The following is a 14,886-nucleotide window of genomic DNA, read 5'->3' as shown; positions in this document are numbered from 1 at the left end:
ATGAATATTTCCGTTGCCCTTGCTTCATATAATGGTGAAAAATACATCAAAGAACAGATTTTGAGTATTGTAAAACAGTTGAAAGAAGAGGATGAGTTAATTATTTCTGATGATGGATCCATCGATAAAACAAAAGACATTATTTTAAATTTAATGAAAAATTACAAGCAAATAAAGTTTTATGATGGTCCAAAGCAAGGTTTTAAAGAAAATTTTCTATATGCAATTTCAAAATGTAATAATGAAATTATATTTTTGTCAGATCAAGATGATATTTGGGAAAAGGATAAAGTAAAAAAAGTAATTGAGATTTTTGAAAAAAATAAATCAACTAAAGTAGTTATGCATAATATGTGCTTTTTTGAAGATAACAAAATTATTAAAAAAAATATTATCAAATACAAAAAAGGGTTTTTTAATAATTTATTGAAGAGTAATTATTGGGGATGCGCAATGGCATTTAGAAAAGACTTAAAAGAAGAAATAATGAAGATGCCAAAAAATGTTAAAGCTCACGACCAATGGATAGGTTTATTAAGTGAAAAAAATGGGAGTACATTTTTTTTAAATGAAGATTTAATTAAACATAGAATACACGATTCAAATCAAACAGGAGCACTTAATTTATTAGAAAAAATACTATTCCGTGCTAATATGTCTTGTCAGTATTTCTACAGGTATTTACAGCGAGAAAACTTTAATGTTCTTCCTGAATTGATGTTATTGTTATTTTGTATAATACCTTTTTCAACAATGCATCTTTACATAATTTATTTTTTCTGTTTTTTTATCTATGTTATTCAAGCATTTATACGACAACCAAAAAATTTAAAATTCAAAAATAATCTTTTTAATATTTTTTGTATTATTTTATTGTTGTGCTGGGGATATGGAGTGATTTTAGGCTTTATTAGAGGAAATCAGCTTTCTTATATTGTTAGAAATTTTGCTGGAATGACCCTTTATTCATTTTTTATTGTCTTAAATATATGGAAACCAAATAAGAAAAAAATTATAAAAAGACTGTTTACTTATTCTATTTGTGTTGTGATTTTGACTATTTTTACTTGGCTTTTTATTATCAAGTATCCTATTAATTTTATCGCTTCATTTCCATTACTATGTGATTATGCTGGGAATGGGACTAACATCTTATATGGTAATCAAGTAATAATTTATATTAGTACAGGAATTTCTTTATATTATGTTTTAACAAAGTCAAATATATTTAGAAATTTAATTATATATTTATTAAGTTTTATAGCTACATTCATTTGTATAAAACAAGGTGGTTTTCAGTTAGCTTTTATTGCGATTACAGCAATAACCCTCTTATTATGGATAAAAGAAAGAATTACTTTATTTTCTAAAAGACCGATTCTATTTATTTGTATTATTTTAGCTTTAATAGTAATTATTTCTTTTATTTCGTATGAAACAAAAGGAATAGTATATAAAATATTTGATCCAAACGATTCTGGAAACAGTATTAGAATAGAACAAATCTTTTTAGCTGCTGAAGATTTTTCTTTTTTTGGGAAAGGATTAGGAGCAAGTTTTTCAAATGGATTAATAAGATCAACAGAATTTAATTATGGTATGGAAGTATCATATGTTAATGTAATACATAAATTTGGGATTTTCAGTATCTTAATTTTTTTAAGTTATATTGCTACTTATTGGAAGGCGTATTTTATAACAAAAAAAGACAATCTTATTGCAATCTTTAGTATCGCTTCAATTGCATTCCTTTATCCTTCTTTATCAAATCCATACTTATTTCATCCTCTATGTGTGATTCTTCATGTAATTGCATTATATGTATTGTTTGATTTAAATGAGAAAAGGAGAAAAGTTGAATGAAAATCTTAGTAACAGGAGCAAAGGGGTTTGTTGGTAAAAACCTTATTTCAACATTATACAACATTAAAGACGGCAAAGATAAAACCAGGAATCTATCTATTGATGAAATCTACGAGTATGATATAGATTCAACTAGAGAGGATCTTAAAAAATATACAACAGACTGTGATTTTGTCATCCATCTAGCTGGTGTTAATCGCCCTACAAGAGCTGAAGAATTTTATGAAGGCAATGCAGGATTTACTGAAACATTATGTACTTATCTAAAGAACAATAACAATAAAGCTTCTATTTTAGTTTCTTCCTCCATTCAGGCAGATCGTGATAACGATTATGGAAAAAGTAAAAAAGAAGGAGAAGATTTACTTTTGAAGTTTGGAAAAGAAAATGGGAATCCGATTTATATTTATCGCTTTGCAAATCTTTTTGGAAAATGGTGTAGACCTAATTATAACAGTGTTGTAGCGACATGGTGCTACAATATTGCTCATGATTTACCGATTCATGTGAACGATAGAAACGCTGTTATTCCACTTTGTTACATTGATGATGTTGTAGATGAAATACTCAATTGCATAAACAAGAGACCGTTTATTATTGATGGTACTTATTATGGGGTTGAAAAAATCTATAATATATCGTTACAGAAATTGGAAGAAACGCTTTATCAGATAAAAGAAAACAGAAATAATTTATCAATAGTTGATCAATCTGATGAATTTACTAGAAAACTTTATGCTACTTATCTTTCCTATTTACCTGAAGATCAGTTTAATTATCCTTTAAAGATGAATATTGATAACAGAGGATCATTTACAGAGTTTATAAGAACAAAAGAACATGGGCAAATTTCCATCAATATATCAAAGCCAGGTATTACAAAAGGAAATCATTGGCATCATACAAAAAATGAAAAATTTTTAGTAGTTAGTGGTAAAGGTGTTATTCGATTCAGAAAAATAAATGATGATAAAGTTATAAAGTACTTTGTATCAGGAGAAAAACTGGAAGTGATTGATATTCCGACAGGATACACTCATAACATCGAAAACTTAGGTGATACAGATATGGTAACGGTCATGTGGGCAAATGAACCTTTTGATCCTAATAAACCAGATACTTATTTTGAGGAGGTCTAAAGCATGAATAAATTAAAACTAATGACAATCATTGGTACTCGTCCAGAAATTATACGATTATCAGAAGTTATAAAAAAATGCGATAAATATTTTAATCAAATACTAGTCCATACCGGACAGAATTATGACTATTCTTTAAATCAAGTTTTCTTTGAAGATTTAGGATTAAGAGAGCCGGATTATTATTTAAATGCTGTAGGTAAAGACTTAGGAGAAACTATTGGAAATATCATTGCTAAGAGTTATCAGCTAATGGCCGAAATAAAACCAGATGCTTTACTTATATTAGGAGATACAAATAGCTGTTTAAGTGCTATCAGTGCAAAAAGACTTCATATTCCAATTTTCCATATGGAAGCAGGAAACAGATGTTTTGACGAATGTCTTCCTGAGGAAACAAATAGAAGAATTGTGGATCATATTGCCGATGTCAACCTGTGTTATAGCGAGCATGCAAGAAGGTATTTGAATGTCGAAGGAACCGCAAAGGAAAGAACTTATGTGACAGGATCACCAATGGCAGAGGTTCTAACAGCTAATTTAGAACAGATCCAATCATCAAAAATTTTAGAAAAGCTAGGATTAGAAAAGCATAAATATATTTTATTAAGTGCACATAGAGAAGAAAATATCGATACTGAAAAAAACTTTGTTGATTTATTTACTTCAATTAATAGACTAGCTGAAAAGTATGATATGCCTATTTTATATTCATGCCACCCAAGAAGTAAAAAATTCTTGGAAGCGAGAAATTTCAAGTTAGATGAAAGAGTAAGATTACATGAACCTTTAGGATTTCATGATTATAACAATCTGCAAATGAATGCATTTGCAGTTGTGAGCGATTCAGGAACATTGCCAGAAGAGTCATCCTTTTTTACTTCTATAGGTAAATCATTCCCTGCTATTTGCATTCGAACAAGTACAGAAAGACCAGAAGCTTTAGATAAAGCTTGTTTTGTATTGGCAGGAATATCTGAAGGCGGAGTCGAGCAGGCAGTTGAATTAGCAGTTGAAATGAATAAGAATGGGGATTTAGGAATTCCAGTACCAAATTATATAGAAGATGTAAGCAATAAGGTAGTAAAATTAATCCAAAGTTATACGGGAATAGTTAATAAGATGGTGTGGAGGAAGTAAGATGATTGAACCTTTAATTAGTATAATTGTCCCAGTCTATAACAGAGAAAAAACAATTCGTTATTGTTTAGAAAGTATAAGAAATCAATCTTTTAAAAACATTGAAGTATTAGTGATAGATGATGGATCAATAGATAGTTCATCAAAAATAATAAATGAATTTTGTCAAAAAGATAATCGATTCAGTTGCTATTATTGTGAAAATTCTGGTCCTTCCCATGCAAGAAATATTGGTTTGGATAATTGTAAAGGCAATTATATTGGTTTTGTTGATTCTGATGACTATATCTCTACGGATATGTATGAATTCTTACTCAGAAATATTATTGAAAATAATGCTGATTTATCTATTTGTGGTTACTCATTCTTAGATGAAAATAAACAATTTATTAGAAATAATGATGACGAAGAAGGATTTTCTCACTTATATCTCAATGATGAATGTTTAAAATATTTGTTTGAAAATAAACGTATTAATGGAAGTTTGGTTAATAAATTATTTAAAAAAAGCAGTATTGGCTCTTTACGTTTTAATGAAAGTATATCACGTTGTGAAGACTTTCTTTTTCTTTATGATGTTTATAAAAATACAAGAAGAGTTATTTATATCAATGAAATTAAATATTATGTAATTGAATCAAAGAATAGCTTAATGCGTTCAACCCCAAGTAGAAAAGATGTAGAACAAATCGAAGTTTTTAAGCGAGTCTTTGATTTATATGAAAAAGAACATTCGGTTTATCTTATTGATGCAGCATGTGGATACTTAGATGCAATACTATCAGGATATAAATATTTTTTAATTCCAAATATTCTTTCAAAAAAAGAAATATCCATGTGGAATAATGAAATTGATAAATGCTTAAGAATTTGTCATCATTCAAAAAAGTTGTCACAATTTACAAAACTAAAAATCCTACTTTATAAAATTAATCCTAAATTATTATATTATTTTTATAATTTTGCGCCACTAAAAAAATATAAAATTCTAATAAAAAAATTGATCAATCGTTAAAAAGTTTAAAGGAGAGCTTTATGAAAAAGTTTGCATTTTTTTTGCCTCAATTTCATGAAATAAAAGAAAACAATGAATGGTGGGGAAAAGGTTTTACAGAATGGACTAATGTGAAAAAGGCAAAACCACTATTTGATGGGCATGAACAGCCGCTTATTCCACTGAATAATAATTATTACAATTTATTAGAGAAAGAAACAGTTGTTTGGCAAACAAAATTGATGAATGAGTATGGTGTAGACGGCATGATTTATTATCACTATTATTTCTGTGGAAAAAAACTTTTAGAGAAGCCTGCAGAAAATCTACTTAAAGATAAAACGATTAATCAACCGTTTTTCTTTTGCTGGGCCAATCATTCATGGATTAGAAGTTGGAATGGAACATCTGAAGTATTAGTAGAGCAAAAATATGGTACAGAAAATGATTGGAAGGAACATTTTGAATATTTATTACATTTTTTTAAAGATGAACGATATGAAAAAAGGAAAAACAAACCATTGCTAATGATTTTTAAATCAGATTTTCCCGAAAAAAATGCGATGCTTGATTATTTCAATACTGAATGCATTAAACACGGATTTGATGGTATTTGTATTATAGAAACATATCATGGACAAAGCTATCCAAATGGGCTAGAAGAATTAAAAAATAATAAAAGTAAATGCACAGAATTTATATTTTTAAGAGAACCTGCTATGGCACTAACAATGTATATAGATTCAATTAAATATAAGCCAAAATGGATTAACATGAAGTTGAAAGAATTCTTTGCAAAAAAGAAACTCTTATCATATGTTAGAACATACGATGGTAATACATTATATGATATTATGTTGAATTACAAAATAGAATCAACGCTCATACCAGGTGTTTTTTTTCAATGGGATAATACACCTCGACACTCTTTTAGAGGTTATATTATAAGTTCTCCAGAGAGGGAAAAATTTAATGAATATATCAAAAAAATTAAAGGTTGTGAATATTTGTTCATTAATGCCTGGAATGAGTGGGCAGAAGGAATGATTTTAGAACCCACAGAACAGAATAAATTTAAATATTTAGAGTGGATAAGAGATTTAGATAAGTAAGAGGAGAATATTATGAAAGTTGCATTTGCTAATAGGAAAGATTGCTTAATAAATCGTGGGGGAGATACTACCCAAATGTTAAAAACAAAAAAATGGCTAGAAGATAAATACTCTGTAGACATTCATTTATGTTTATCTCCCGATGAAATAACAAAGGAGTATGATTTGGTACACATATTTGATATATAAAAAAGGCATGATTTGGAGCAATATATAAGCTACCTAGTCATGCCTTTTTATATTTTTTAAAACATTTCAAATAAGTTAGAGTCGTAAAAATAAGATAGTAAAGATATCTAATCAATTAATATATGATTAAGGCATAATTCAAGTATACTTTTTTAATAGTATATCAATTTGAATGCTATTATTATTCGACATTATATTTGTATAAAATGAAATGTTGCTAGTCTTATATTCAGTTAAACGATTCTATGAAGAAAGGACATGTCGTAAAACTCATTAATTAAAATATCTAGAAATATTATTCAATAATTTGCATTATTTTACCATTTTTATAAATAATATTTTATATTTTTAGAGATATTTGATATAATAACTATAGAAAAGGAGAGGTGGGTATGTTATTACAATTCAGTATAGAAAATTTTAAATCGTTTAAAAATAAAACAATATTATCTTTAGAAGCTTCTACTGATTCTGAACATAAAAATAATTATTCATTAATAGGAAAGGATAAATGTTTAAAAGTTATTTCTATGTTTGGAGCTAATGCTGCGGGAAAAAGCAATATCTTTCAAGCATTAACAGTTTCTATTTTGCTAGTAAGAAACTCAAACCAACGTCAAATTGGTGAAGTAATGACTTCAATTGTTCCTTATAAATTCGATGAAAAAGCACAAAATAGTCCTACTTCCTTTGAATTTGTTTTTATAGTTGATGCAACTAAATATGTATATGGTTTTTCAGCAACACAACACAAAATCATTACAGAATATTTATATGTCTATAAAACAGCAAAAGCATCTGTTATTTTTGAAAGAGATGAAAATAAAGAAGAAATATATAAATTTACAAATCCAAAACTAAAAAAAGAATTATTACCTTTGACAAAGATGAATACTGAAAATAAACTCTTTTTAGCTACAGCTACAGCTTGGAATTGTGAAGAAACAAGAATACCATTTACATGGTTTCAAACTTCTATTAATGTTTATACATCAAATTATAGAAATTTTAACAAAATCGGTTATATGCTTGAAAATGACTCTGATCATTCGTTACACAATTTTATTCATAAGGTTTTAAAGGAAGCTGACATTAATATACATGATTTTGAATTTGAATCTAGAGAACTGAAAAAAGAACAGTTGCCTGAAAATATGCAGGAGATATTTAGTCAAAATACAAATTTTAATCTTAAACAACTTAAGATCAATACTACTCATCAGATAAAAAAAGCTGATGGTAACATTGAATATCATTCCTTAAATATTAATCAAGAGTCTATTGGAACTCAAAATCTATTTTATATGAGTCCAATTATCAAACAAGCTTTTGATACAGGTGAAACAATATGTATAGATGAATTTGATAACAGCTTACATCCTATGATCGTACTATATCTAATTAGATTATTTAATAATTCTGAAATAAATAAAGCAAATGCTCAATTAGTTATTTCAACACATACAATGGATTTACTAGATTTAAAAATACTTCGAAGAGATCAAATTTATTTTGTAGAAAAGAATAATAATACAGGTATTTCTGAACTATATTCTTTAGACGAATTCTCACCTAGAACAAGGGAAGATATTCGTAAGGCTTATCTATTAGGAAGATACGGATCTATACCTAATGTTCAGGATGGTGATATATGTGATTAAATCAAAACAGATCGGATATAAAGCTAAGCAAAGAAATAGCAGGAGTAGAAAAAGGAAAAATGTTTTACTATTTTCTACCGAAGGAAATAATAAAACAGAAACACTATATTTAAGAAACCTAAATAGTGACAGATATGTTGTACGTTTTTGCAAAGGAAATTATACTAATCCTTTAGGTATGGTGAATACTTTAATTAGAGAATATGAAGATTTAGATTTAAATCAAAATGATGGTGATTTAGCATATTGTTTGGTTGATTCTGATATTAATAAACAAAAAGAAACAGAAATTTTCAAAGCTTTAAGAAAGGCAAAGAAGAATCATATTCAACTTATTATCTCGAATCCTTGTTTTGAAATCTGGTATCTCTGCCATTTTGTTTATTCAACTGCTCAGTATAATTCAAATGATGAGGTAATCCAAAAGATCAAAGAATATATACCCAATTATTCTAAAAATCTAGATTCAGTTTATGAATTAATAAGTAATAAAACGTACCAAGCCATTCAAAATGCAGAAAAGCTAGAAATTTTCAACCTTGAAAATAAACGAGAAAAATATAAGCAAGAATTTTCTCCTAGTACAGATGTATATAAGATTTTTAAAGAAATCGGTTTTTTAGAAAATGAATAGAGAGGTATTATAAAAGAAAATTTGACTGGACAATCATTGCCAGAGAACAAGTATTTAATATTACTATGCGCATATAAGATTTAATGGACTTCTTGAAAATATTAGGAAGACTTCTCTAACGTTTTGAGTAGACTAATTTTAGCCTATTAGGTGGCTCCGCCACTACGGAATATTCACCTTCTCTGTTTTTTTTAGTAAACACTTCATCAAATGAGCCATCATTCATATCTTTTACATCATCATAGACAAGGTTCAGTTCTTTCAACTAACTTTATTAGTTTATTTCGTACACGTTGATCTGAAACTTTAAGTGTCTTACAAATGTTTCTTTGAGCCATTCCCTGATGGTTAAGACGAGCGATGTACTTATCTTTAGACATAAAAAGTTCTATTTTCCTTAGAATTTAATATCTGTCTACATTTATATTCTAATTCCAGGAGGACTTTATGGAGCATATAATTCTATTTTAAGGTGTCGCCCTATGACCGAAATATTAAGTGACTTTATTGATGAGAACTCATATTCAAACGATCAATGACAAAGTTTGATTGAAACAATGGATGCAGATCATTTAAGTATGTTGAGGTAGTGGGCTATCAGTTAGAAAATGGTGTCAACAAAATGATGTTTCTGAAGCCTCTTATTACTATTATTTGAAGAAAATAAGAAACTCGATCATAGAAGAAGAGCAAGGATCTCTAAATTTCAACCCTATTGACTTAGTCATTGTGCACCGGTTAAATCGCTAGAGACGCACCGAAGTATCCGCCATTTGATAGTCATTCTGCTCTTTGGGAAAACGTGAAAGACCTAGATGAAGATAAAGTCTATCAGATGTTATTTCCATCATTGACAGTTAATTGCCTTATTGTTATACTGATATAAATTGATACCAATTGATATCACAAAGGAGAAATGTATATGGATATAAATATTTTTGTAAATATACTTAAAGATCAGCATTTTACTGATTACAAGAAAATGAGTTATAAATATGGTAATGATTTTAAAGATTTTTTAAATACTTTAGATGAATTGTATTATAAAACATTATCTCTCACTGATTTTGATCATCATCCTATCGTTTTTTTAGAAAATTATGCTACTGTAAATCAAAACGTCATAAAACTACTTTTACATTCTCAAAATCAATATTATGGTATAAAAGCTGCAGAAGATGAGATTATATCATCGTCTGCAATTGAAAATATTGATTTTAATAGAGAAAGTGTACGAAAAATCTTGAAAGGTTTAGCTCCAAAAGATGAAGAAGAAAATAGAATTTTAGGGATTAAAAATGGCATTGAATTTATTGCAAATACTGATAATAAAATTACTGAGCAAAACATTTATCAGCTATACATGATGGCAATTGGAAATTTCTTGTCGGATGATAATAAATTAAAAGAAGGAAACTATTATCGTCATGATAGTGTTTATATCGTTAGTAATCGTATTGAGCATATAGGACTTGATTATAAAAAAATTCCAGATTTTATGAAATCTCTTGTTGACTTTATTAATACAGAAGATAATATAAATGATCTTATTAAAGCAATAATCATTCATTTTTATATTGCTTATATTCATCCATATTTTGATGGAAATGGAAGAATGGCACGTCTTATACATTTATGGTTTTTGATTCAGAAAGGATATCAATCAACTCTTTTTATTCCTTTTTCAAGTCAAATTGAAAAAAGCCGCAAATTGTATTATAAAGCTTATACGACTATAGAAGAAAATAAAAAATATAGTGGTAAAATTGATGTTACACCCTTTATTCTTTATTTTATAAATAATGTATATAATAAGATCATAGAAGAATCTAGAACAAGTAATGTTCTATCTGTTTATGAAGCTGAGGTAAAAAAAGGAGTAATAACAGAAAAAGAAACAAAGCTGTGGAAATTTGTTTTGTCTTGTTATGGAATGGAAGAATTTTCAACAAAACAACTTGAAAAAGATTATGGTGATGCAGCATATGCAACTATACGATCATTTGTACTAAAGTTTACAGATTTAGGATTATTGCAATCTATTCACTATGGAACAAGAATTAAATATAAAGTGAATGATAACTAATTCTATTTAATTATTTACATAAAAAAACCGAATAATGTTCGTATGATAAAGAACAATTATTCGGATTTTTTTATATTTCTTACCTTCATTAATTTTTATAATATAGTTTTTTATTACATCGTCATATTCATTGCACGTAGCGGAAAAATAACTAAAGAAAAGGAGAGGTGCATTCTGATTTCTATTTTCATGTTAAAAGATTCCTTAGTAACTAAGAATAAAAAAACGGCTTACAGAAATAAACAAGGTTTGGTAGTTATTGTTACCAGTCAAAATTATATCTTAGGGTGCAAAACAATGTATCTTATGTAATTTTGTGGACCAGTTGTGATCATAGGATTTTACTATAAGGTTCTTTAGCGGTGGAAATAGTGCCTTCAGGCTTAATATATTGAAAAAGGTATGGGTAAGTACTTTATTAAAGTTACTTACCCATACCTTTTTACATTTATTAATAGTAAAAACTGATTACATATTAACTTAGATGATTAATTAATTTCTTAAAAACAATTTTTATAATATAGGCATTATTATACAATGCATATAAAACTGCAATAATTAACGAAAATATATTTAAATAAATATTATTTACATAATATAAGAAAATAATAATAATGCTTGTAAATATTGTTATTATGATGGTCTTAAATTCAATTTTTAAATTTAATATTTTATTTACATCTATGTATCTATAAATTGCTAAAACAAAATATGCTACAAATGTAGATATAGAGGCAGCATAAAGGCCTATAAAATTAATGAGAAGAAGATTTACGATTATATTTATAATTGCAGCAAGTGTCGATGTTTTGGTAATTTCAACTGTTTTTTTCAGTGCTATGTATATTGCACTATATAATCCTACAATAATCTGGAATAGAACACCAAGCAAAAGAATAGGAATTTGAAAATAAGATTGATTATATTGCTGATCAATTAATATATTAAATACTAATGGTATACATGCAATGCATCCCAAACACAAAGATGAAAAGAAAACAAAAACTTTGTTCATTGAATCATTGAGAAATTCTTCTCCATCTTCATCATTAAAATGTAAAGCAACTGTTTCTGACCAAGATAAATTTAAAATATTGTAAAATGTTACTATAATTGAAGGAAATTTATTTGCAACAGAATAAATACCATTTTGAAATACACCCAAAACATAGCTGACAATAGTTCTATCTGAAATTCCTACAATCCACCATGATAACTGATTAGGTACTAAAGGAAGAGAATATCTTAATATTTTCTTAAAATGATTCTTTTTAAATAACCTAATTGAAAATATATTCCATGTTTTCAATTTAATAAATAAATAACAAATACCAATAATTTTAGATAAAATCATTGCTAAAAACATTCCATCTACTTTCATTTTTAGAACAACTAAAAATATAACATTCAAAACGATTGTAGATGCAGCTGAAAGAAAACTAGCAATTGAATAGTCTATATTATTACCTACACCTCTTGAGTACTGCAAATAAGTATTAAGAATAATACTGCAAATTACATCAAAAATTAAAAAATATGAGTAATTAATATCAACAAAGACTAATAATAAATTAAATAAAATGTAATATATTATAACTTGAAATATATTAGTTATCATTACAGTAGAAAATAACTCTCTTTGCGTACCAGAATCATTTCTACAATCTAATAAATATCTGAAAAGGCCTTGTTCAAATTGCCAATTAATTAATGGCACCAACAAAACAATATATGTGTTTAATAAGTCTACTACACCATACTCATCAGGAGTTAGTAAAGCTGTATATAAAGGCAATAAAAAGAAACTAATAAACTGTGTACAAACTTTTCCTATTGTTAAAATTAATGTATTGGTAACAAATTCTTTTTGCCTAGACAAAGTTTCACCCTCTTAATTTATATCTATAATATCATCTGGTTTTCTTCTAAAAGAACATGCAATTTTAATAGTTTCATCATCAGGAATATTTACAACGCTTAAAATTGATGCAATTATTTCGTTATCGTTAATATTAACTACATTTTTTAGATTAATTTCTTGTTCTTCAGATAAAGAACCATTTAAAACACAAGCGCCCAATTGATAAAAATGTAACGCATATAATAAATTCATTGTGAATAAGCCACAGTCAAACATCGGAATACGTCTTTCGTTTGGATAATAATAATTTAAATTTGATTTAATAATTAATAAAGCACCTGAATTTTCTCCAAATCCTCTGTTACCACCTTGAATAGAGGAAATTTTATTTATTAATTCTTTATCTGTTATTATTTGAACACGTACAGCTTGCCGATTACAAGCACTTGGAGCATTTATAGCCAATCCAATAGCTTTTTTTATTAGTTCTAATGGAATTTCATCACTTTTTGTATCGAATAAACGAACAGATCTTCTTGAATTAGAAAAAGATTCAAAATTTGAATTTATATATTTAAAATAATTGTCTTTACTGGTTTCAAAAGCTCCTACTTCAGAGTTACAATATTTTTTTAAATGTTCAGGAATTTCAAACAATTTGTCATTTAGATTAGAATTTACTTTATTATATTCCATCCAAATAGAAACACCTAAACTTAAAATATATTCATCTAAACCAGTCGTTTGAGAATATTCTTTAATATATTCACATAATTGGGTCATAACTTTATAACCAAATAATGGTTTAATTTCTTTATGAGACAATCCTTTTTCCAGAGTATGACTTAATACCATAATTTCTCTTTCTAAAGTGGTTTTATTTTTTTCTAAAGAGAGAGGAGTAGTATATTGGTTTAAATACTTATTGACATCATATTCTAATTGTTTTTTTACATATCTTGAATATTTGAATTTTCTATTTTTTTTTATTAAAGTAATATTTCGTAGATTCATCATTTTTTATCCTCTAATAAATTAACCAGGTAATTTTGAATAATTTCTAAATTTTGGTTAACTCCAATTTCTTCTTTGCGAACGATTTCTTCATGGTTCTTTTCAATTGAATTAATAATTTTTTCTAATTTTTCAGAATCTGCTTTACTATCTTCAATAGCATATTCTAATAAATCAACGCTCTCCATAAATTCAATACTTTTTGGATGATATGCAACTGCAATTACAGGTACATGATTTATTAACGAAAAAACAACCGAGTGAGTCTTATAGGCAATTATAAAGTCTTTTGATGAAAATAGTTTTACAATATCAACTATATTACTTGTAGCAGGTTCTTCTATACATAACGTTTTTCCATATGTTTCGTTACCTATTTCATTAATAATTTGATTTGCTACCACTCTATCATCAGAGGCTGAATTCTTTATTTCCATCGGGATAATTTTCACATTATATCCCTTTCTTAATAAATGTTTAATAGTCGTTATCAAATTTTCAATTACTTTCGGCATCAATTCCTCTTTTTTAATTCCAGAATAGTTACAATATAGAGCAATGCCTACTGTTTTTGCTTCTTTTGTTAATTTATCATTTTTTAAAGAAAATACAATATCAGGAACATATTCTTTGTTAGCATTATTCGATAATTTATCAATAATTTTTTTTGATGAATTATCTCTATAAGCAATATGATTTGAGTTATCTAAAATATATGACATTACATTTTTTATTTCTTTGTTATTTACATCGATAGGTCCAATTGACTGTGGAAGAAGATATATTTTCTTTTTATTATAAATTGGTAATAAAAAATTTACTGCTAATGTATAAAAAGTATAATCTCCTAGGATATCAGTTAAATGATGCCCTCCCGAAATTAATACAACATCCGCTCTTTTTAAAAAGTTCAGATATGATTTATCAATAATAAATGGTTGTAGAAACTTGATAATATGTACTTTATTTAGTTTAGTCAATAAGCTAAATAATTTTCGAGAAATAATATCTTGTTTGATAGGCCATCCTACTGTTGTAAATCTATCATCAATTAAAGTATTAGGTTCAAAGGCAGATACTGTAATTGAAGCATCTGGACAAATTTCATTGATTTTTTGAATTGTAGCTTCTAAAACTGCTCTATCACCATTATTTAAATTATAATGTGCAGCAACAAATATTTTTTTCATAAA

The 14,886-nt window shown here is 27.0% G+C and carries 12 protein-coding genes and 1 pseudogene; 10 read left to right on the top strand and 3 right to left on the bottom strand.

Annotated features, from left to right (window positions below; genetic code table 11):
- The 10 genes and pseudogenes from BQ5367_RS07070 to BQ5367_RS07035 all read left to right on the top strand — a co-directional run bounded on the left by BQ5367_RS07070 (position 1) and on the right by BQ5367_RS07035 (position 10,818).
- Positions 1 to 1,863 (top strand): glycosyltransferase, encoded by a 1,863-nt coding sequence (locus tag BQ5367_RS07070; RefSeq protein ID WP_071441815.1) that lies wholly within the window; start codon positions 1 to 3, stop codon positions 1,861 to 1,863.
- Positions 1,860 to 3,002: a polysaccharide biosynthesis C-terminal domain-containing protein gene (locus tag BQ5367_RS07065; RefSeq protein ID WP_071441814.1), complete on the top strand. Its 1,143-nt coding sequence runs from the start codon at positions 1,860 to 1,862 to the stop codon at positions 3,000 to 3,002. The genes BQ5367_RS07070 and BQ5367_RS07065 overlap by 4 nt, the downstream gene beginning before the upstream one ends.
- 3 nt (positions 3,003 to 3,005) lie before the next feature.
- Positions 3,006 to 4,142 carry a non-hydrolyzing UDP-N-acetylglucosamine 2-epimerase gene (gene wecB, locus BQ5367_RS07060; RefSeq protein ID WP_071441813.1) on the top strand — a complete coding sequence of 379 codons (1,137 nt, stop codon included), beginning with the start codon at positions 3,006 to 3,008 and terminating at the stop codon, positions 4,140 to 4,142.
- 1 nt (position 4,143) lies between these two features.
- Positions 4,144 to 5,157, top strand: coding sequence for a glycosyltransferase family 2 protein (locus BQ5367_RS07055; protein ID WP_071441812.1), 1,014 nt, complete (start codon positions 4,144 to 4,146; stop codon positions 5,155 to 5,157).
- Positions 5,158 to 5,177: 20 nt separating this feature from the next.
- Positions 5,178 to 6,248 carry a glycosyltransferase WbsX family protein gene (locus tag BQ5367_RS07050; protein WP_071441811.1) on the top strand — a complete coding sequence of 357 codons (1,071 nt, stop codon included), beginning with the start codon at positions 5,178 to 5,180 and terminating at the stop codon, positions 6,246 to 6,248.
- A 12-nt stretch (positions 6,249 to 6,260) separates the two neighbouring features.
- Positions 6,261 to 6,437 carry a hypothetical protein gene (locus BQ5367_RS13505; RefSeq protein ID WP_154667084.1) on the top strand — a complete coding sequence of 59 codons (177 nt, stop codon included), beginning with the start codon at positions 6,261 to 6,263 and terminating at the stop codon, positions 6,435 to 6,437.
- Between the two features lie 392 nt (positions 6,438 to 6,829).
- Positions 6,830 to 8,098, top strand: coding sequence for an AAA family ATPase (locus tag BQ5367_RS07045; RefSeq protein WP_071441810.1), 1,269 nt, complete (start codon positions 6,830 to 6,832; stop codon positions 8,096 to 8,098).
- Positions 8,091 to 8,732, top strand: a complete 642-nt coding sequence (locus BQ5367_RS07040) for an RloB family protein (RefSeq protein ID WP_161940477.1) — start codon at positions 8,091 to 8,093, stop codon at positions 8,730 to 8,732. The genes BQ5367_RS07045 and BQ5367_RS07040 overlap by 8 nt, the downstream gene beginning before the upstream one ends.
- Before the next feature lie 600 nt (positions 8,733 to 9,332).
- A pseudogene (locus tag BQ5367_RS14015) lies at positions 9,333 to 9,482 on the top strand (hypothetical protein); the annotation flags it as partial.
- 172 nt (positions 9,483 to 9,654) lie between these two features.
- Entirely contained in the window at positions 9,655 to 10,818 is a 1,164-nt protein-coding gene (locus BQ5367_RS07035) for a Fic family protein (protein WP_071441808.1), read from the top strand.
- A 475-nt stretch (positions 10,819 to 11,293) separates the two neighbouring features.
- Here BQ5367_RS07035 and BQ5367_RS07030 read toward each other — a convergent pair whose 3' ends face one another.
- From BQ5367_RS07030 to BQ5367_RS07020, 3 genes are read right to left on the bottom strand one after another with little or no spacing between them, the layout of a single operon-like run.
- Positions 11,294 to 12,697, bottom strand: a complete 1,404-nt coding sequence (locus BQ5367_RS07030; protein ID WP_071441807.1) for a lipopolysaccharide biosynthesis protein — start codon at positions 12,695 to 12,697, stop codon at positions 11,294 to 11,296.
- Positions 12,698 to 12,709: 12 nt separating this feature from the next.
- Positions 12,710 to 13,696, bottom strand: a complete 987-nt coding sequence (locus BQ5367_RS07025; protein WP_071441806.1) for a nitroreductase family protein — start codon at positions 13,694 to 13,696, stop codon at positions 12,710 to 12,712.
- Positions 13,693 to 14,883 (bottom strand): polysaccharide pyruvyl transferase family protein, encoded by a 1,191-nt coding sequence (locus tag BQ5367_RS07020; RefSeq protein ID WP_071441805.1) that lies wholly within the window; start codon positions 14,881 to 14,883, stop codon positions 13,693 to 13,695. Before BQ5367_RS07020 ends, BQ5367_RS07025 begins: the two co-directional genes overlap by 4 nt.
- Positions 14,884 to 14,886 lie beyond the last annotated feature (3 nt).

Origin of the sequence: Traorella massiliensis, from assembly GCF_900104665.1 — a bacterium.
Lineage (GTDB): Bacteria > Bacillota_I > Bacilli_A > Erysipelotrichales > Erysipelotrichaceae > Traorella > Traorella massiliensis.
Note: the sequence above shows the minus strand (reverse complement) of the source record. Positions and strands in the feature narration are given on the sequence as shown.

Excerpts from the sequence above, each read along its gene's own strand:
- BQ5367_RS07070 (WP_071441815.1), top strand. The coding sequence starts at position 1 with ATGAATATTTCCGTTGCCCTTGCTTCATATAATGGTGAAAAATACATC.
- BQ5367_RS07065 (WP_071441814.1), top strand. The coding sequence starts at position 1,860 with ATGAAAATCTTAGTAACAGGAGCAAAGGGGTTTGTTGGTAAAAACCTT.
- wecB (WP_071441813.1), top strand. The coding sequence starts at position 3,006 with ATGAATAAATTAAAACTAATGACAATCATTGGTACTCGTCCAGAAATT.
- BQ5367_RS07055 (WP_071441812.1), top strand. The coding sequence starts at position 4,144 with ATGATTGAACCTTTAATTAGTATAATTGTCCCAGTCTATAACAGAGAA.
- BQ5367_RS07050 (WP_071441811.1), top strand. The coding sequence starts at position 5,178 with ATGAAAAAGTTTGCATTTTTTTTGCCTCAATTTCATGAAATAAAAGAA.
- BQ5367_RS13505 (WP_154667084.1), top strand. The coding sequence starts at position 6,261 with ATGAAAGTTGCATTTGCTAATAGGAAAGATTGCTTAATAAATCGTGGG.
- BQ5367_RS07045 (WP_071441810.1), top strand. The coding sequence starts at position 6,830 with ATGTTATTACAATTCAGTATAGAAAATTTTAAATCGTTTAAAAATAAA.
- BQ5367_RS07035 (WP_071441808.1), top strand. The coding sequence starts at position 9,655 with ATGGATATAAATATTTTTGTAAATATACTTAAAGATCAGCATTTTACT.
- BQ5367_RS07025 (WP_071441806.1), bottom strand. The coding sequence starts at position 13,696 with ATGATGAATCTACGAAATATTACTTTAATAAAAAAAAATAGAAAATTC.
- BQ5367_RS07020 (WP_071441805.1), bottom strand. The coding sequence starts at position 14,883 with ATGAAAAAAATATTTGTTGCTGCACATTATAATTTAAATAATGGTGAT.